Annotated in this window: 13 protein-coding genes and 1 pseudogene; 8 read left to right on the plus strand and 6 right to left on the minus strand. The window is 70.0% G+C overall.

Annotated elements, in window-relative coordinates:
- Window positions 1-120 precede the first annotated feature (120 nt).
- On the plus strand, window positions 121-792 hold the full coding sequence (locus GTZ93_RS22585) for an MBL fold metallo-hydrolase (RefSeq protein WP_139917657.1): 672 nt from the start codon (window positions 121-123) through the stop codon (window positions 790-792).
- Between the two features lie 4 nt (window positions 793-796).
- Here the strand turns inward: GTZ93_RS22585 and GTZ93_RS22590 are convergent, their stop codons facing one another.
- Window positions 797-1,591 carry a hypothetical protein gene (locus GTZ93_RS22590; protein ID WP_139917624.1) on the minus strand — a complete coding sequence of 265 codons (795 nt, stop codon included), beginning with the start codon at window positions 1,589-1,591 and terminating at the stop codon, window positions 797-799.
- Window positions 1,581-2,483: a dimethylarginine dimethylaminohydrolase family protein gene (locus GTZ93_RS22595; protein WP_257979120.1), complete on the minus strand. Its 903-nt coding sequence runs from the start codon at window positions 2,481-2,483 to the stop codon at window positions 1,581-1,583. Before GTZ93_RS22595 ends, GTZ93_RS22590 begins: the two co-directional genes overlap by 11 nt.
- A 182-nt stretch (window positions 2,484-2,665) precedes the next feature.
- On the opposite strand from GTZ93_RS22595, the gene GTZ93_RS22600 reads away from it, so the two are divergent.
- On the plus strand, window positions 2,666-4,276 hold the full coding sequence (locus GTZ93_RS22600) for a Na+/H+ antiporter (protein WP_139917626.1): 1,611 nt from the start codon (window positions 2,666-2,668) through the stop codon (window positions 4,274-4,276).
- 22 nt (window positions 4,277-4,298) lie between these two features.
- Here GTZ93_RS22600 and GTZ93_RS22605 read toward each other — a convergent pair whose 3' ends face one another.
- Complete coding sequence (locus GTZ93_RS22605) at window positions 4,299-4,961, minus strand: SRPBCC family protein (protein WP_139917628.1); 663 nt, start codon at window positions 4,959-4,961, stop codon at window positions 4,299-4,301.
- A complete protein-coding gene (locus GTZ93_RS22610) occupies window positions 4,958-5,608 on the minus strand; it encodes a 2OG-Fe(II) oxygenase (protein ID WP_139917630.1) in 651 nt (216 codons plus the stop codon). Before GTZ93_RS22610 ends, GTZ93_RS22605 begins: the two co-directional genes overlap by 4 nt.
- 288 nt (window positions 5,609-5,896) lie before the next feature.
- On the opposite strand from GTZ93_RS22610, the gene GTZ93_RS22615 reads away from it, so the two are divergent.
- Both GTZ93_RS22615 and GTZ93_RS22620 read left to right on the plus strand, forming a co-directional pair.
- Window positions 5,897-8,167: a di-heme oxidoreductase family protein gene (locus GTZ93_RS22615; protein WP_139917632.1), complete on the plus strand. Its 2,271-nt coding sequence runs from the start codon at window positions 5,897-5,899 to the stop codon at window positions 8,165-8,167.
- 279 nt (window positions 8,168-8,446) lie between these two features.
- A complete protein-coding gene (locus GTZ93_RS22620) occupies window positions 8,447-9,154 on the plus strand; it encodes a hypothetical protein (RefSeq protein WP_139917634.1) in 708 nt (235 codons plus the stop codon).
- Here the strand turns inward: GTZ93_RS22620 and GTZ93_RS22625 are convergent.
- Window positions 9,151-12,084, minus strand: a complete 2,934-nt coding sequence (locus tag GTZ93_RS22625) for a hypothetical protein (RefSeq protein ID WP_139917636.1) — start codon at window positions 12,082-12,084, stop codon at window positions 9,151-9,153. The two genes, GTZ93_RS22620 and GTZ93_RS22625, sit on opposite strands and share 4 nt — an antisense overlap.
- A 144-nt stretch (window positions 12,085-12,228) precedes the next feature.
- Here GTZ93_RS22625 and GTZ93_RS22630 point away from each other — a divergent pair, with 144 nt between their 5' ends.
- Window positions 12,229-13,938: a GTPase gene (locus GTZ93_RS22630; protein ID WP_139917638.1), complete on the plus strand. Its 1,710-nt coding sequence runs from the start codon at window positions 12,229-12,231 to the stop codon at window positions 13,936-13,938.
- Between the two features lie 222 nt (window positions 13,939-14,160).
- On the opposite strand, the pseudogene GTZ93_RS42900 reads toward GTZ93_RS22630, so the two are convergent.
- Window positions 14,161-14,565: pseudogene (locus tag GTZ93_RS42900) on the minus strand (M23 family metallopeptidase); the annotation flags it as partial.
- 380 nt (window positions 14,566-14,945) lie between these two features.
- Here GTZ93_RS42900 and GTZ93_RS22640 point away from each other — a divergent pair.
- From GTZ93_RS22640 to GTZ93_RS22650, 3 genes are all read left to right on the plus strand, one after another.
- The gene (locus GTZ93_RS22640; protein WP_139917640.1) at window positions 14,946-15,584 is read left to right on the plus strand and encodes a TetR/AcrR family transcriptional regulator; all 639 of its coding nucleotides are present in this window, start codon (window positions 14,946-14,948) and stop codon (window positions 15,582-15,584) included.
- Between the two features lie 20 nt (window positions 15,585-15,604).
- Window positions 15,605-16,504, plus strand: coding sequence for a sterol desaturase family protein (locus GTZ93_RS22645; protein ID WP_120598326.1), 900 nt, complete (start codon window positions 15,605-15,607; stop codon window positions 16,502-16,504).
- A 170-nt stretch (window positions 16,505-16,674) separates the two neighbouring features.
- The gene (locus tag GTZ93_RS22650) at window positions 16,675-18,264 is read left to right on the plus strand and encodes a glucose-6-phosphate isomerase (RefSeq protein WP_139917641.1); all 1,590 of its coding nucleotides are present in this window, start codon (window positions 16,675-16,677) and stop codon (window positions 18,262-18,264) included.
- The last annotated feature ends 5 nt before the right edge of the window (window positions 18,265-18,269 follow it).

Below are 18,269 nucleotides of genomic sequence, written 5' to 3' on the forward strand. Positions count from 1 at the left end.
GGGTCGCTCCTTCGTCCAACGACAAAGGTGCGTGCGGAGAGCGGGATGCGAAGGGGACAAGAGGGCTCGCTGGAGGAGCAGGCGGGCAGCGGAGCGCGCATCCCTGTCATCCGGGGACAGGTGCCTAGCTTTGTCCGCATGAGCGAGCCCAAGGCCCAGGCGAAGAAGACGGATGAAATCGTCCCCGGCGTGCACCATTGGACCGTCTCCGACGACCGGCTCGGCGGCATCCGCAGCGACGCCTACGCGGTGGTGGATGACGACGGCACCGTCACCCTCATCGACCCGCTGCCCATCGACGAGAAGCTCCTGCGCAAGCTGGGCGACATCGACGCCATCGTGCTCACCGCGGGCAACCACCAGCGCTCCGCGTGGCGCCTGCGCAAGGTGTTCGGCGTGCCCGTCTGGGCTCCCGAGGGCGCTCAGGGCCTGGAGGAGAAACCGGACTTCGAATACGTGAACGGCACCACGCTGCCGGGCGGCCTCAACACCTTCCAGACACCAGGGCCCACGGAGGCCATGTACACGCTGTGGCTCCAGAAGAGCCCGCACGCCGTGGTCTTCATCTCCGACCTGCTGTCACACGAGGGCCGGCGCACGCCCACCTTCGTCCCCGGCGAGTACCAGGACGAACCGCTGCGCACGCGCAGCAGCATCCAGCGCATCCTGGACCACCTGCCCATCCAGACCGTCTGCTTCGCGCACGGCGCGCCCATCCTCAAGGACGGCGCCAGCGCCCTGCGCAAGGCCCTGGAAGAGGACGACGAGTTCCCGCACGCCCCCGCGCCCTGAAGCCTCAGCCCAGAGGCACTTCGCGCACCAGCACGTGGCCCGCGTCCTGGCCCGGAGGCACCAGCTCCAGCCGTGCCCCGGCCTCCGACCGGTCCAGCAGCGTGCCCAGCGACAACAGGTCCGTGACGGGGATGCGCGTAGCGGGCGCGGGCGCATCGCCCCGGAGCATCGCCCGGGCCACACGGGCCTCGTCGGAGAGGTCCGTCTCGTAGACGAAGGTGCGCTCGTCGTAGTCGTGCCCACCGGGGACACGCCCCACCAGCCGCATGGGCCCCAGCCGCGAGTGCACTCGCACGGCGGGGTTGTCCCACTGGGTGACGCCGCGCAGCCGCTTCGCGCGCACCATGCCCAGCGTGAGCAGCTTCACCCACGCGGACGCGCCCCGCCCCGGCAGGAAGCTGAACAGCGACACGCCCACGAACAGCCCCGGCGTCAGCGACGGCGCCACGTAGCAGGCCGCGCCGATGGCCGACTCTTCATCCGCCAGCAGCAGCCGCTCGCGCGCGGGCGCCTTGAGCAGCCGCGCGGGACAGCGCAAGAGCCCGATGGCGCCGGGCAGCAGGTACAAGTCGGACAGCACCCAACGCGGCACGCCGATGCCGCCGAACGCCAGCTGGTTGAGCGTGAGGTATTGCCGCGCGAGCTCCGCGTTGTGCTCCGCCAGCAGGTGCGTCACCGGGATGCCGTACGGCGCCAGGTCCAGTGATGGGACGTGCACGCCGGAGCCCAGCGCCTGCAACGACAACTCCGGAGTCGAAGCGAAGAACGCCTGGGCCTGCGCTGCGAGCTCACCCGCCATCGGCTTCGATGTCCTTGGCCACGACGTCCAACCGGTACTCGGGCGGAAGCGAGATGCGCGAGGCGTCCACCGACGCGCGCGACACGAGGCAGCGCGACGAGCCTCCGCCCTTCTCCGTCAGCTCCGGCATCGGCATGGACACCACGCGCATGCCCAGGCGCTCGAAGGTCTCCACGATGTGCTCGGGCATCACCGTGGGCGCGAGCAGATCCCTGCCCAGCGGCAACCCATTCGTCGCGTAGCGGCGGATGTCCGCCTCCGTCACCCGCACCAGCCGGTTCGCCCCAAAGCGCTGCTCCAGGAGCGCCACCGACTCCGGCGCCATCACGTCCGGGCACACCACCAGCCGGTCCACCGCCGGCAGGGGCAGCACCGCCATGTTCCCGTGGAACGCGGGCTCGCGCACCTGCACGCGCAGCACCTCGCCGGGGAAGGACTTCTGGGCCGCCTCCAGCCCGTCGAGCGTCGTGCGCCCGCCCCAGAACAGCAGCGTCACGCCGTCGAACGTCGCCACGTCGCCGTGCGCCTCCCAGATGCCCACGCCCGGATCCACGACCTCCAGGCCCAGGCGCCGGGCCAGCGGCGTCCAATGGTCACGCTCCGCGAAACGATGCGCGCTCATCATCTTGGGCAGGAGGAACAGCGGGGCCTGGCCCTCGCGCGCCACCACCTGGCCGCACTCGGCCGCGTAGGGCATGCCCGTCAGCGCGTCCGACGGCGAGGGCAGCGCCACCACCGTGCCACCTCGGGACTCGATGTGCCGGGCGAGCGTCAGCCACTCCCGCCGGGCACCACGCGCATCCGCCGGAGCGGCCTCACGGCTGCGGAAGTTCGAACGGCCTCGCAGCGCCCAGCCCCGGCCCGGGGGTGACATCAGGAAGAGGTCCATCATTCCTCGCTTCTAGCCACCGCCCCGGAGCCTCACAACGCATCCGTCTCCAGGCTTGAGAAAACAGTCTGGCAAAATGCAACGCCCGCCTGTCCCCTCTCATTTCCCTCCGAAAGGGGGTTGCCCCACCGCCCCGCGTGCATGGCATCCTCGCGCTTTTTGAGCACAAACGGGGCTGGGGATTCATGCACTTCGAGTTGGCCTTCGTGCTGCTCTTCTCCATCGCGACAGCGGTGGCGATCGCGGCGCGCTACTTCAAGTTTCCGTACACGGTGGCGTTGGTGCTGGCGGGCCTGGGCCTGGGCATCGTGCAGGCCTTTGAACCGCCGCACCTGACGAAGGAGCTGCTGTTCGCGGTCATCCTGCCGGGTCTGCTGTTCGAGGCCGCGTTCCACGTGGACTTCCGCAAGTTCATGAAGAACAAGCTGGCCATCACCTCCATGGCGATTCCGGGCGTGGTGGCGTCCATGGCGCTCACGGCGCTGCTGCTGTCCCCGGCGATGAGTGGGCTGAACGCGCTGGAGGGCTTCGGCCTCATCCACGCGATGGTGTTCGCGTCGCTCATCGTGTCCACGGACCCCATCGCGGTGGTGGGCCTGTTCAAGGCGCTGGGCGCGCCCAAGCGGCTGGCCATCCTGGTGGAGGGTGAGAGCCTGCTCAACGACGGCACCTCCGTGGTGCTCTTCACGCTGGTGGTGAGCGTGGCGGCGGGCCAGGAGTTCACCGTGGGCGGCGCGGTGATGGACTTCATCAAGGTGGCGGGCATGGGCGCCGTCATCGGCGCGGCGGTGGGCTTCGTGGTGGGCAAGGTCATCCTGCGCGTCGAGGACGCCATGGTGGAGATCACCTGCACGGTCATCGCCGCGTACGGGTCCTTCGTGGTGGCGGAGCACTTCCACTACTCGGGCGTCATCGCGGTGGTGGTGGCGGGCATGGTGTGCGGCAACTGGGCGGCCCAGGAGGGCATGGGCCCCACGGTGCGCATCGCGGTGGAGAGCTTCTGGGAGTACCTGGCGTTCGCGCTCAACTCGGTGGTGTTCCTGCTCATCGGCCTGGAGGTGAAGCTGTCGTCGCTGCTCGACTCGTGGCTGCCCATCCTGCTGGCCTACGGAGCGGTGCTGCTGGGCCGCGCGGTGGTCGTCTATGGCGTATCCGGCCTGCTGCGGTTCACGACGGAGAAGCTGCCCTGGAAGTGGAGCGCGGTGCTCACCTGGAGCGGCCTGCGCGGCGCGGTGTCCATGGTGCTGGTGCTCGGTCTTCCGAACGACTTCGCCCACCGCGAGCTGCTGGTGAACATGACTTTCGGCGTGGTGGTGCTGTCCATCATCGTCCAGGGGCTCACCATGGCGCCGGTGCTCAAGGCGCTGGGCATCACCGGCATCAAGGACGTCTACCAGGAGCAGTACGAACTGGCCCGGGGCAAGCTGGGCGCCATCCACGCGGCGCTCGCGTCGTTGGAGACCATGCGCCGCGGCCGGGAGATTCCGGTGGACGTGCTGGAGCCCCTGGAGCGCGACTACCAGCAGAAGGCGCAGGCGGTGGAGCAGCAGCTCACCGCGCTCAAGCAGCAGTCCAACCGCTTCCATGACGAGGAGCAGCAGGAGGCCATCCGCCGCGTCCTCATCGTGGAGAAGGAAGCCCTCTTCAGCGCCTACCAGCAGGGCACGCTCAACAAAGAGGTCTTCGAGCACCTCACCGCGGAGCTGGACGAGCGCATCGCCAAGGCGAAGGACGCGGAGGTCCACGTCCCGGAGGAGGACACCCCCGCGTCCCCGCCGCAGGCCCTGGCCTCCTGAGCGGCCGGAGGAGGGCGGCCCCTCAGCTCGCGCCGCCCTCCACGCGCGACTGGAGCACCGCGCCCAGCACGTCCGCGGTGTCCTCGCGCAGCCGCGACAGGTGCGTGTAGAGCACGTCCTCCACCTGGGCCACCGCCTCCTTCGGCGCGCCCGCCTCGCGCAGCCCCGCCAGCACCGCGTAGGTGGCCACCGCCAGTGGCCCCACGTAGCCGCGCGACTCCTCCCAGAACTCCTCGAAGCACGGCACTGCTTCCCCCTCCACCACGCGCGCCAGCCGCCCCAGGCACGCCTCCCAATAGGCGCGGTGCGCGTCCCGGGCCGCGTCGTCCGCGAACGGGCCCTGGCGCAGCTCCAGCCGCGTGCCGTCCTCCGCGAGGTGGAAGGTCAGCTCCGCCCGGGTGCGTCCCGGCGGCACCGGCCCGCCACCCTCCCAGTCCATCTCCAGCGCCAGGAACCGCCCCGGCTCCACCTGCACGATGCAGCCCACCTGCGAGAACGCACGACCCGCCGGGTCCCTCAGGCCTATCCGGTAGGGCTGGCCCAACGCACCGGGGTCCGGCGCGTGCGTGCGGTAGCAGCCCGGCGGCGCGCCGAACCAGCGGCGGATGAGCGCGGGCTCGGACAAGGCGGGGAACACCGCGTCCGGCGGCGCGGGCAGCTTCCACTCCAGCGTCAGGTCGCTCACGCCCGCACCCCCGAGCGCGTGCGCAGCTCGAAGCGCGGCACGTTCGCCAGCTGCTCCGCGGGCGCGCGGTACTGCTCCACCACCAGGCTGATCCGCGACTCCTGCATCGACTCCGCGCCGGAGGTGATGGCCTCCACCTCATGCAGCAGGTCGCCCCGGAACATCACCAGCGCGTTCTGCTGCGGCGTCAACTCCGCCACCCGACCTCCCCGGTGGTACAGCCGCAGCGCCCCGCCCCGGAGTTCCTTCGGAACCTGGACATACAGCACGCTCACCGCCACCGGGCAGCCGATACTCGGACCGTAGAACTCAAGACTCCGGTCGATGTGCGCCGCGACGTTCCGGCCCTTGCCCACCAGCAGCGGGTTGAGCAGGAACGCGTTGCACTCCGGCAAGAGCGTCTTCGCCAGGTACGGCGCGAACGCCGGGAAGCGCTCGTGGACCTCCGGCAGCGCGTCCCGGCGGAACGTCAGCGAGAAGCCGTACGTGCCAGAGAACTGCCCCGACAGGTTCGACTCACCCAGGAGCGACGAGCCCAGGATGGCCGAGCGGATGGAGGCCATCGTCTCCTCGGGGAGGACGTCCGGAGTGCGGTGGAAGAAGGTGTCGAGCCGGAAGGCTCCACCCCACGGTGGCTGGAAGCGCATGGCCCCGGAGTCTATCCACCCACGCCGCGCTGCCCCATCCCTCGCCGTCACTCGGGCGGAAGCCCTCCACGCCCCACGCGCAACACAACGCGTCAACCCCTGACAACACGGCGCGTCAGGGATGATATCAATTTCGCTTATTTATCAGTTATCAGGCCTAAGTCGAATTCTCCGACATCCCACCTTGCGGCTCCCAGGCGTTCAGACTTTCTTCGGACAAGCTACGAAGTCCCCTTCGCAGCGCTCGCCGTCCCACGCCCCATCCACCCCCACAATGGAGTTGCAACCATGAGCCGAAGCAGACTCACGGGAATCGCGCTCGCATTCCTGGCCGTCAGTTGTCTGGCGGTTCCCTCCGCAGAAGCCGCCACGTATGGCGTTACGCCGTCGGGCTCATCCGCCGTCTTCTACGTCGACACGACGGATTGGGCGGACATCCACTACAAGCTCAACGACGGCTTGCAGCAGAACATCCGCATGGCGGTGACGGGAGGCCGCAACCAGTACACCGTCACGGGCCTGAGCAACGGGAACTACATCGACTATTTCTTTACGTACTGGGACGTGTCCTGCAACTGCGCGAAGGACACGGCCTGGACGCGCTACACGCATACCGGCACGGGCGGTGGCACGGACGCGGGCACGGGCACGCCTGACTCCGGCACGGGCACTCCCGACGCCGGCCCTCCGCCCAACGGCGACGCGGGCCCGGTGGTGCCGCTGTTCACCAGCGCCACGGCGCTGGAGCCGGCCACGGTGGAGAACACCTCCGCGGCCATCATCACCCGCGTGGGCGACCGCGTTCGCGACCGCCACATGCGCGAGGACATGTACCAGGCGTACGACCACTACCTGAAGCTGTACTTCGAGAAGCGCACGCACTGGATTGAAATCGTGGACGAGGTCGCCAAGGGCGGCAGCGTCATCACGGTGAACCTGTACACGATTTATCCGTATGACTCGCCGGACTTCCGCGCGTTCTTCCGCGGCCTCAACACGGTGGCCGAGTACTTCCACAACGCGGACTTCGTGAAGGTGAACGACTACAAGTACACGTCGTCGGTGAACTTCAACGCCAAGGAAGGCCGCGCCATCCGCGTGGGTGACCGGATGGAGATGGAGATTGGCGTGTTCCTCCAGGCGCCGGTGGAAGGCCGCTTCAACTACTACTCCACGGGCATGCTCTACATCGTGGGCCAGGGCGGCATCGTGCCCTTCGAGGGCCAGGGCGGCATCCGCGACTCCTTCCCGCTGCCGGACAAGGCCTGGGCGGGCGGCCGCACCACGCTGCACACGCCGTTCTCCAACGAGCCGGACAACCGCTTCCTGCAGATGGCCACCAACATGGCGCCGGTGAACGCGCAGCCCTTCGTGGAAGGTCGCCGCCTGCACCACACGAACTTCCGCGACGGCACCCACTCCGAGCCGGACAACCCCATCTTCAGCGCGCACGCGAACAAGCTGGGCAACAACTACGTCAACGTGGCCTGCATCTCCTGCCACAAGCAGAACGGCCGCGGCCTGCCGCCCACCACCACGAACACCACGCTGGACAACTACGTGGTGAAGGTGGGCAAGGTGAACGGCAGCACCGTGACGGTGGACCCCGCGCTGGGCTTCCGTCTGCAGCCGCGCGCGGTCAGCGGCACGCCGGAGGCGGACGTGCGCATCGGCAGCTGGACGACGACGGCGAGCGGCACGCTGCCCGGCGGTACGGCGTACAGCCTGCGCAAGCCCAACTACAGCTTCCTCAACGTGACGCCGACGAACTTCTCCGCGCGCATCACGCCGCAGCTGGTGGGCATGGGCCTGCTGGAGGCGGTGCCGGAGACGCAGATTGCCGGCCTGGCGGACCCGAACGACGCGAACGGCGACGGCATCTCCGGCCGCATGCAGACGGTGAAGGACCCGGAGACGGGCGTCACCCGCATGGGCCGCTTCGGCTGGAAGGCCGGCACGGCGCGCGTGAAGCACCAGGTGGCCGAGGCGCTCAACAGCGACATGGGCGTGACGACGAACGTGTTCAAGACGCAGGACTGCGGCTCGGCGCAGCAGGGCTGCGCGGGCACGAGCACGGAGCTGGCCGACAGCGAGCTGGACAAGATGACCCGCTACATCGCCCTGCTGGGCGTCCCCGCGCGCCGCGACCACTCGGACGCGACGGCGATGCAGGGTGAGACGGTGTTCACCAACGCGGGCTGCGCGAAGTGCCACGCGCCCACGCTGACCACCAGCCAGTACAGCGCGATGAACGAGTTCCGCAGCCAGACCATCCGTCCGTACACGGACCTGCTGCTGCACGACATGGGCGCGGGCCTGGCGGACAACCTGCCGGAAGGCCAGGCCTCCGGCGCCGAGTGGCGCACGGCTCCGCTCTGGGGCATTGGCCTGACGGCGGGCGTGTCCGGCGGTGAGGCGTACCTGCACGACGGCCGCGCGCGCAACGTCACCGAGGCCATCCTCTGGCACGGCGGCGAGGGCGAGGCCTCCAAGCAGGCCTTCGTGAACCTCAGCGCAGCGGACCGCAACGCGCTGCTGAAGTTCGTCAACTCGCTGTAAGGCAGCAGGCCGGTTTCAAACACAGACGCCGGGCGGGAGGGGTCATCCGTACCCCTCGCGTCCGGCGTCATGTCGTTCCAGGGGAGCGGATGTCGCGCTCCGCACGGTGGGACCACATCGCCGGATGCCACCTGACACCCCGGGTGGGCCAGACGACTGCGCACGGGAGCACGGTCGGCGTCCGTGATGCGCAATGGCAGACATGTGCGGTGGAGTCCCCACTCCCGGCCTCATGAAGCGTTCCGACCTTTCCGGTGTCCCTTTTCCCGGAGAACGCCCATGGAGCATCGTCCCGCCCCTCCGCCGCCGCTTTCCGACAGTGAACTCCAGGTGGAGGCCGTGGCCTTCATGGATGCACGGGGACACTGGCTGACCGCCGTCGCGGCGCGGCGGGTGGCGGCGGTGCGCGAGTTCTTCCGGCAACACGCCCACCTGCGGCGCGACTTCCTCCGGGAGCGGGCGGAGGAGGAGCGCCGGGAAGGGCGGCTCGCGCTGGAGCTGTTCTCCCGCGCGGTCCAGCGCGTCCGGTGGCTGCTCACCACCGGCGAGGAGCCCATCACGCGCATTCATGGCGCGGAGGCCGGGCGCGACCTGGGCCTGCTGTTCGCGGGCACGGACTCCGGACTGGATGGCCTGACGTCGGAGCGTGACCAGCGCTGGAACCTCAACCACCCGCACCCGCTCCCGCCCACCGGCTTTCGCACCAGCCGCATCCATCACGACGGCCCACGGGAGGACCAAACCCACCACCTGGCCTTCTACGCGATGTTCGGCGCCTCCAACGACAGCTTCCCGGAAGAGCAGCTGAACAAGCTGACGGGGGCGCTCAGCGACATGGGCCCTCCGGAGGATCAACACCTGGCCTGGGACGGCATCGACCTGGGACGCCATCTGAGCGACCCGCGCTTCGACGTGAACGCCTGGCTCTGGAAGACCGTGGGGGACACGTGCCAGGTCCCACAGGCCGCCGAGGCCGTCGCCAGCTAAGGGCCTGGCGTCAGCGGCAGCAGCACGAGTTCCTCGGTGTATGGCTTCTCGCGGGAAATCCGCACGTATGACAGCCAGCGGCCATCGGGCGACGCCATGGCCGCGAGCACGGCGTAGGCCTCGGACTCCAGGTCCAGGTTCCAGCACATCCACGGGCGCACCGCCGTGCACAGCCACGATGAGCGTTCGTTCTTCGAGCCGTGCAGCAGGAACCTGCCCTCCCCCAGGGAGGCAGAGCCTGCGCCGGCCCGCGCCGCGAGCGCCAGCTCCTCCACGGTGGGTGCACGCGTGCGCACCGGGCCCGCGCCTTCGGGGACTTCGATGACCTTGAACTCCGGGGCCAGGGCGCCGCGCGAGGTGTCCGCGAACAGCGAGGCCCGCGACGACAGAGGCAGGACGTCGCGCACGTCCTCCGAAGTGGGAATGGAGCGGCCTCCCAGCGGGTAGCACGGGCCCGAGACATCCTGTGACTTCAGGAGCAGGTCCTCTCGCGGGAACGGGCGGTCCTGCCTGGCGACCGCGGGCCCCCACTTGCGCGCCGCCGGGTCGTAGCAGCGCACCTGCTGGGTCCCATCCTCCTGGACCAGGCACAGGGTGCCAGCCCTCCAGTACAGCTGGGGCTGGCGCTCCGGAGGGATGCTGGGGACGGACCGCACCCGGCCGATGACCTGCGCCTTGCCCTTCAACGCCCCGACGCGCAGCGGAAGCGGGAGCGTGGCGGCCTGGAGCCGCTGCTGGAGGGCGCGCATGCCGTAGCGCTCGGCGCACATGCCGTCTGTCTTCAGCAAGGCATGCTGCTCCGGGTGGACCCCGTCCGCGAGCGCCCGCCGGGCGGAGATGGCCTCCAGCGCCGTGGCGAGACAGCCCATGCGGGACACATGCCCGTCGTCATTCGGCTTCATCCCGGCCGAGACTTCGCGCGCGTCATCATTCAGCTTCACCAGCCGCGCGAAGGCATCCAGCGCATCGAGGGCGGGCGCGTCGTCGCGGGCGAGCAGCGCCTGGAGCCGGGTCTCGGTCTCCGGCGCCAGGTCCCAGCGCACCGCGCCGAACGCACCCATGTTCGCGGTCAGCGACAGCGCAGGAAAGTCGGGCACGCCTTCAATCCACAGCGACAGGCGGCCCGGCTGGCAACGCACCTTCACATCGCCTTCCGGTGACTGGCGGTCCCCAGCGACGGCGAAGGCGCGGCGGACGAACGTCAGACCTCCGGGCACGGTCAGCTCTTGATGCATTTGCACCCGGTTGTCGCGGCATCCCCCCGCGCTACCTTCCCAGGGGTCCTGGGACACGCTGGTGTGCTTCTCCAGTTCGAAGGGGATGCGCGCGTCCTGGCCCAGGTCGCAGGAGATCCGCGCGCGGAAGAGGCGGTCGTCGTTCTCCCCCAGCGCGGGTTCCCCCCAGACCGGCTTCTCCATCACGACGTCCGTCCGCACGACGCGCGGTGCCGTCGAAACGGGCTCGCGAGGCGCGACGTACGGACCGAGCTCCAGGGAGCGCACGACCAGCGCCCGGGTTTCGTCGTCCGAGTCCGCCTTGCTCGGAGCGGGACCGCGCAGATAGGCAATCCACCGGCCGTCTGGGGACACACTGGCTTCCGACAATGAGGCGGGACCCTCATCCTCACGCCGGCCCTCCCATCGGAGGGACCAGCACCCCAGGGGCCTGCGCACGGAGCAGAACTGCTTGCGGTCCTCGTCCAGGATGAACCGGCCTTCGCCGAGGAGCCGCGAGCCGGTGGACGCGAGCACCGCCTTCTTCAGCTCCTCCGCTTCCGGCGCGCGCAGGCGCGGTGGACCGTTTCCTTCAGGGACCTCCATGACGAGGGCCTCGTGGTCCCACCTGCTCCAGAGCAGGACGGCCCGGGGCGACAGGCGCAATTCAGGCTGGAAGTTTTCGGGAGGACGGACGTTCCGGGCCCCCAGGGGAATGCCGCAGCGACCCACGCGAGGGCTCCAGGCGGACTGTTCACCCCGGTTCACGGAGACGGCCTTGCCCCAGCGCCGCGCCACCGGGTCGTAGCAGCGCATCCGCTTACCGGTGTCCTGCTGCACCACGCACAACCGTCCCTGACGCCAGAACAGGTCCGAGTCCGCTGTCGAGTCCGGCTCGGGAGGCTGGAGCTCGCCAATGGTTTCGGGAGCGCCTGTCTTCAACGGCGGGCGGTCTGCCTCCAGGTCCGGAGCCAGGACATCGCGAGGGATGTACGTCCCCAGGTCGCCGCCCGCGGCCAGGACGGCGTGATTCCGGGCGCGCTCGAGCGCGGCGGCCAGCCCCGCGACGCTGTCCGCCTCCGGCAGTCTCGTGTCACGGCCGGACAAGCGCGAGGGGACACCCTTGCCGACCAGGAAGTCCAGCTCCTCCAGTGCCCTGCGAGCCCCGGCGTCGTCGCGGATCAGCAGGGGCAGGATGCGCGCTTCACTGTCCCGGGGCACCCGCAGCCTCAAGGGGGTGGCGGTGGCGGTGGTGCCGATGGGCTCCAGCGTCAGCAGGGGTGCCTCGGGCACGCCTTCCACGGCCAGCTCCAGCCGCCTCGCCTCACAGCGGACGCGGATGCGGGGGCGCGGGGGTTGCGGTGGAAGTTGGGTGCCAGGAGCGTCATCCACGATGCGAAAGCCGCGTTCGACGTGTGAGCCATCTGGCAGCGACAGCGTCTGGGTGATGACCGCTTCGGCGGGCCGGCAGAAGTCCGGGATGGCCTGCGTCACCTCCACGGTCTGGGAGACGGTGATGTCGGCCGTCTTCCCTGGCCCCAGGTCGCAGGCAGCGGACCCGGTGAGCTTGTCAGGAAGCACCTTCGCCTCCGCGAACGTCAGCGGCTCGGCGGCGAGGACCACGCCTTGCGACGGCGGTTCCGCTGCGAAGGCCAGGGGCGCGGACAGGGTCAGCAGGAGCCCCAGGCACCACCCACGAACGGTACGAAAGTGCATGTGCCCCGGACCGTATCAGCAGGTCATCCCCCACCGTCCAGGGAGGGGCCGGTGAGCGCGAGCCGCGGGGGAATGCACGCTGGCGCACCGTCACCGCTCATCCTGGTAGCCAGCACGCGCGCGCCACGCCACGCTGGCCCTTCCGTGGACGACACCCGCCTTCCCGACCCCGAAGCCCTCCGCCCGCTGCTCACCGACGCCCTGTCGCTTCCCGCGCTCCAGCCACATGGCCCACGCCTGGAGCGGCTGCTGGAGGACTACGCGCGGGGCGTGGCCCGGAAGGACGCGCCGCTCGTCGTCGCGCTCGTGGGCGCCACCGGCGCGGGCAAGTCCACCCTGCTCAACGCCCTCTCCGGCCAGTCCCTGTCCCGTGAAGGTGTGGACCGCCCCACCAGCACCGTCTCCACCCTCTTCGCGCCGGAGGGCACGCCCACGGACGAGCTGGCCCGCACCGGCGCGCGCGTCGTGCGCTACACGCCCGGCCCGCAGGGGCTGTGGAGCGGGCAGGTGTTCATCGACACGCCGGACCTCAACAGCGTGGCCACGGCGCACCGCGATGTCGCGCGCGCCGCGCTGGACAAGGCGGACGTGGCGCTCGTCGTCATGCACCGGGGCAGCGTCGCGGAGGCCACCCAGGTGGAGTTCCTCGCCGAGTTCGCCCGCCGCCGCGCGCTCGTCTTCATCCTCAACTTCGCGGACGAGCTCTCCGCCGAATCCCGCGACGCGCTGAAGTCCCAGGTCCGCCGCGTGGCCACGCAGCACTACGGCCTGGCCGCGGAGGACGTCCCCGTCTTCGCCATCAGCGCGCGCGCCGCGAAGGACGGTCAGGACGTCTCCGGGGAGTTCGGCCCGCTCCTCTTCCACCTGCGGGGGCTGGCCACCCAGGCCGTCGCCGCGCGCGTGCGCCACACCAACGCCCTGGGCGCGCTGGAGGAGCTCGCCTCCACCGTCCAGACGGCGCTCAACGACACGGACGCACTGCTCGCGAAGACGCGCACCGCGCTGGACGCGGGGCTCGCGCGCGCGGCGGAGTCGCTCCAGGCGGACTTCGACGCGCGGCTGTCCCTGGCCCACGGGCACCTGGCGTCGGAGGTGCGCCGTCAGGCCGCGGGCCGCTTCTGGGGCCCGGCCGCGTGGGGGCTGCGGCTGTCATTGTGGGGCGCGTCCGGCATGGGCGTGGGTGCGCTCGTCGCGCGCCGCAGCCTGCCCGCGGGGCTCGCGGTGGCGGCGGCCTCCACGGTGGTGGACGCGGTGAGGGACCGCACCCGCGCTCGCGCCGCGGAGGTGGCCGTGGTGGAGCCCTTCGAGGACGACTTCCTCGCGGAGTCCGCCGCGCGCACCGCCCTGGCAGAGGCGCGCAGCGTGGCGCGCACGCAGGGGCTGGAGGCGGAGCGCCTGGGCGTGCCGGACGTGGAGGTGATGCTGGCGGAGCTGCGCGTGGCCCGCGCGGGCGCCTGGCGCTACACGGCCTCCACCGCCGTCGCGGAGGCCGTGGCCCGCTGGTGGCGCACGGCCCGGTGGCTGGTGTTGCCGCTCATCAACCTGCCCCTGCTGGCGCTGCTGGGGCACGTGGGGTACCGCGTGGTGCGCGGATACGTCGAAGGCCCCCTGTTGCCGTTGGAGTACTTCCTCAACGCGGGGGCCTTCTTCGGGTTGCTCGCGGGCGCCGGAGCGCTGCTCGCGTCAGCGAGTCTCGTCGGAGCCGCTCGCCATGCGGGGAGAGCGGGCCGGAGCCGGTTTGTCGAGGCCCTCGCCGCCCTGGGCAGGAGGCTGGGAGAGGCCGTCGATGATGGCCTTGGCACCGGGCGGCAGGCCGCGCGACGCATCCTGGAGCGGATTCGCGCTGTCGGGTGACATGGACATGACCGCCTGGCCCGGCAGGTGGACGCCACCGTTGGAGGCCATCATCGGCTGCGCGGAGTCCCTGCACAGCGGCGCCGACACCAGCGTCTCACGCACCGGATCGCCAAAGCCCGCGATGCGCGCGGGCACGGAGGGGTTGTTCCACCCGGCGCCCTGCTCCTTGGCGACCTTGAAGTGCAGGTGCGCGCCGCACGCCCAGCCCGTCGCGCCGGAGAAGCCGATGAGCTGGCCCTCCTTCACCTTCTCACCGGCCTTCACCACCACGGCGCTGAAGTGCAGGTACTGCGTCTCCAGCCCGTCGCCGTGCGAGATGACGACGTAGTTGGCCAGCGGCGCGAACTGCTCGCCGCACCCGCCCTGCTTGCTGTCGCCACGCGCCATGCGCACGACGCCGTCGTGCGACGCCACGATGGGAGTGCCTTCCGGCATGCGGAAGTCCCACGCGAACGTGTCGTTGTGCTGGTGGCTGCCGGTCTCATGACCCTGGCTCACCGTATAGATGCGACCACATGCGAACGGTACGCCCACCTCGGGCATGTTCGCAGCCGCCTGAGCGGGAGGAGGGAGGACAGGAGCCGAAGCCAGGAGGGAGCCGACGAGAAGAGCGGTAATGGTCATATCGGGGCGGGCGGACAACCGGCACAAGGGCTTGCGCTATTTCCTCGTGATTTTCGCTCAGTCCCGAACGGATCACTAGCAGCCGAGCCGCGCCCCGCTCCGTCCCAAGGGGGCGACCCTTGACCACATTCCAGAGGGAAAATGTCTCGAAAGCACAGGAGCGCCTGTCTCCCTGTCTGCTGGGTTGGCAGGCCTGGTGCCTCTCAACCCGTGCCGCTCCAATCCCTGTCACCTGTCCAGAGGTAAAGACAGACGCCCGCCTGCTCGAACGCCCCACGGGCAGGCTTTGGAAGGCCCCTGTCCCGCGATCACCCGTCGGCCCGCGGACAGCCCCAACAAAGTGACTGGTCACTTTTTAAGTGAACGGTTATCCTCCCGGTATGCCCCCGAAGTCCGCCCCCAGGAAGGTCGAGGCGCCAGTGCGCCGCACGCAGGCGGAGCGCCGCGAGTCGACGCGCCGCAAGCTGCTGGACGCCACCATCGAGGCGCTGGTGGAGCAGGGCTATGCGCGGCTGACGACGGTGGAGGTGGCGAAGCGGGCGGGGGTGTCGCAGGGGGCGCTCTTCACGCACTTCGAAACGAAGGAGGAGCTGCTCGCGGTGGCGGTGGAGCACCTCTTCCCCCGGCTCATCCAGGACTTCCTCGCGGGCGTGGGAGCGCGTCCGTCCGGAAAGGACCGGGTGGGGGCGGCGGTGGACATGCTGTGGACCGCCTACCAGCGGCCGGAGCTGCAGGCCGCCATCGAGCTCTACGTCGCGGCGCGCACCGTGCCGGAGCTGCAGAAGGCGCTGGCGGTGGTGGACGGGCCGCACCGCCAGAACATGCACCGCGTGGCGCGCGAGCTGTTCCCGGACGTGGCCGCCACGCATCCGGACTTCGACGGGGTGGTGGAGCTGGCGCTGGACGCGGTGCAGGGCGCGGCGGTGGGCGGCGCGGCGCGCCCGGCAGACCCCGCGCACCGCCGCATGTTGGACACGCTGGCGCGCTTCATGCGCGTCGCGTTCGCACCCAAGGATTGATTCGCAGGAGGTCAGCAGCCATGGACATGTCGCACATCCCCGACCTCATCACCCCGGCCATCCCGGTGTTCGTCATCACCGTCATCGCCGAGGCCCTCTGGGTGCGCAAGCTGCGGCAGGAGCGCGGCGAGAGCATCAAGGGCCACACGTGGAAGGACACGTTCGCCAGTCTCTCCATGGGCCTGGGCAACGTGGCGGTGAGCGTGTTCTGGAAGGGCGTGGCGTTCGCGGGCTACGCGGCGCTCTACCACCTGACGCCGCTGCGCATGGGCCACGGGCTGGTGGCGTGGGTGCTGCTCTTCTTCCTGGAAGACCTCTGCTACTACGCCTTCCACCGCGTCCACCACGAGAGCCGCCTCTTCTGGGCGTCGCACGTGGTGCACCACTCCAGCCAGCACTACAACCTGTCCACGGCGCTGCGGCAGACGTGGACGCCGATGACGGGCTGGGTGTTCTGGGTGCCGCTGGCGCTGCTGGGCTTCTCCCCGGAGATGATCGTCACGCAGCAGGCCGTGAGCCTGCTGTACCAGTACTGGATCCACACGGAGGCCATCGACCGGCTGCCGCGCCCCGTGGAGTGGCTGTTCAACACGCCGTCGCACCACCGCGCGCACCACGCCTCCAACGCGGCCTACATCGACGTGAACTACGCGGGCATCCTCATCATCTGGGACCGCCTCTTCGGCACGTTCGTCCCGGAGACCGAGCGCCCCATCTACGGGCTGACGAAGAACCTCACCACGCACAACCCGGTGCGCATCGCGTTCAACGAGTTCGCCGCCATCGCGAGGGACGCGGCCCGCCCGGGACCGTTGAGCCAGCGGCTGGGCTACATCTTCCGCAACCCGGCCTGGAAGCCCAAGGGGGCGCTGCCGCCGTCGGAGTCCCCGCCCGTGGAAGCCGCGCCCTCGGCACCGTAGGGCCCGCGCCCTTCCGGGTAGAGGACAGCTTGGGGGGTGGAAGCGACGTCCAGGCAACGCGGGCCGCGACATCGTTGCGTCCGCGCCGTGCGGGCCTTGCTACGGTGCGCCGCGACGGTTCTGGCGGGCGCCGCGCATGAGGTCGGCGCCCCTTGCAAGGGAGTCGGGTCATGACGGAGCGCGAGTTGTGGGAGCGGTACCAGCGGCACCTGTGCGTCGTCCCCTCCGTGGGGCTCACGCTGGACATCTCCCGCATGAACTTCGGCGCGGACTTCCTGGACGGGATGCGCTCGCGCATGGACGCGGCGTTTCAGGCCATGGACGCCCTGGAGAAGGGCGCCGTCGCCAATCCGGATGAGAAGCGCCGCGTGGGCCACTACTGGCTGCGCGCCCCGGAGCTGGCGCCGGAGGCGGAGCTGAAGACGGCCATCACGGACATGCAGGCCCAGGTGGCCGCGTTCGCGAAGGACGTGCACGCGGGCAAGGTGAAGCCCGCGAAGGCGGCGAAGTTCACGCAGGTGCTGATTGTCGGCATCGGCGGTTCGGCGCTGGGTCCGCAGTTGGTGGCGGACGCGCTGGGCAGCGGCCGGGACGCCATGCAGGTGCACTTCCTGGACAACACGGACCCGGACGGAATGGACCGGGTGCTCAACGGCCTGGGCGAGCGGCTGGCGGAGACGCTCACCGTGGTCATCAGCAAGTCCGGCGGCACCAAGGAGACGCGCAACGGCATGCTGGAGGCGGAGGCCGCCTACAAGCAGCGCGGCCTGGACTTCGGCGCGCACGCGGTGGCGGTGACGGGCGACGGCAGCGAATTGGATAACTACGCCAAGGGCCACAAGTGGCTGCGCACCTTCCCCATGTGGGACTGGGTTGGCGGGCGCACGTCGGTGATGTCGGCGGTGGGGCTGCTGCCGGCCTGGTTGCAGGGGCTGGACGTGGACGGCTTCCTCGCGGGCGCGAAGGACATGGACGCGGCGACGCGCGTGCATGACGCGGCGGCGAACCCGGCGGCGCTGCTCGCGCTGATGTGGTTCCACGCGGGCGGCGGCAAGGGCCAGAAGGACATGGTCATCCTGCCGTACAAGGACCGGCTGATGCTGATGTCCAAGTACCTCCAGCAGCTGGTGATGGAGTCCCTGGGCAAGGAGCTGTCGCTGGACGGCAAGGTCGTGAACCAGGGCATCGCGGTCTACGGCAACAAGGGCTCCACGGATCAGCACGCCTACGTGCAGCAACTGCGCGAGGGCGTGAACAACTTCTTCGTCACCTTCGTGGAGGTGCTGAAGGACCGGGACGGCAAGTCCCTGGCGGTGGAGGGTGAGAACACCAGCGGCGACTACCTGCTGGGGTTCCTGCTGGGCACGCGCCGAGCGCTGTTCGAGAAGGGCCGCGAGTCGATGACGCTCACCGTGCCGGACGTGAGCGCGCGCACCGTGGGAGCGCTGATTGCGTTGTACGAGCGCGCGGTGGGCCTCTACGCGAGCCTGGTGAACATCAATGCCTATCACCAGCCGGGCGTGGAGGCGGGCAAGAAGGCCGCGGGGCGCGTGCTGGAGCTGCAGGGCAAGCTGCTCTCGAAGCTGAAGGCAGCGAAGGCGGAGGCGCGGTCCGCGGATCAGCTGGCGCAGGACATTGGCGCCGCGGATGAGGTGGAGACGGTGTTCAAGCTGCTGCAGCACCTGTCCGCGAACGGCGACCACGGCGTGAAGCGCTCGGGTGGCGCGCGTCCGGCGGAGGCCCGCTTCCAGTCCGTGTGACAAAT

Origin of the sequence: Corallococcus exiguus, from assembly GCF_009909105.1 — a bacterium.
Lineage (GTDB): Bacteria > Myxococcota > Myxococcia > Myxococcales > Myxococcaceae > Corallococcus > Corallococcus exiguus.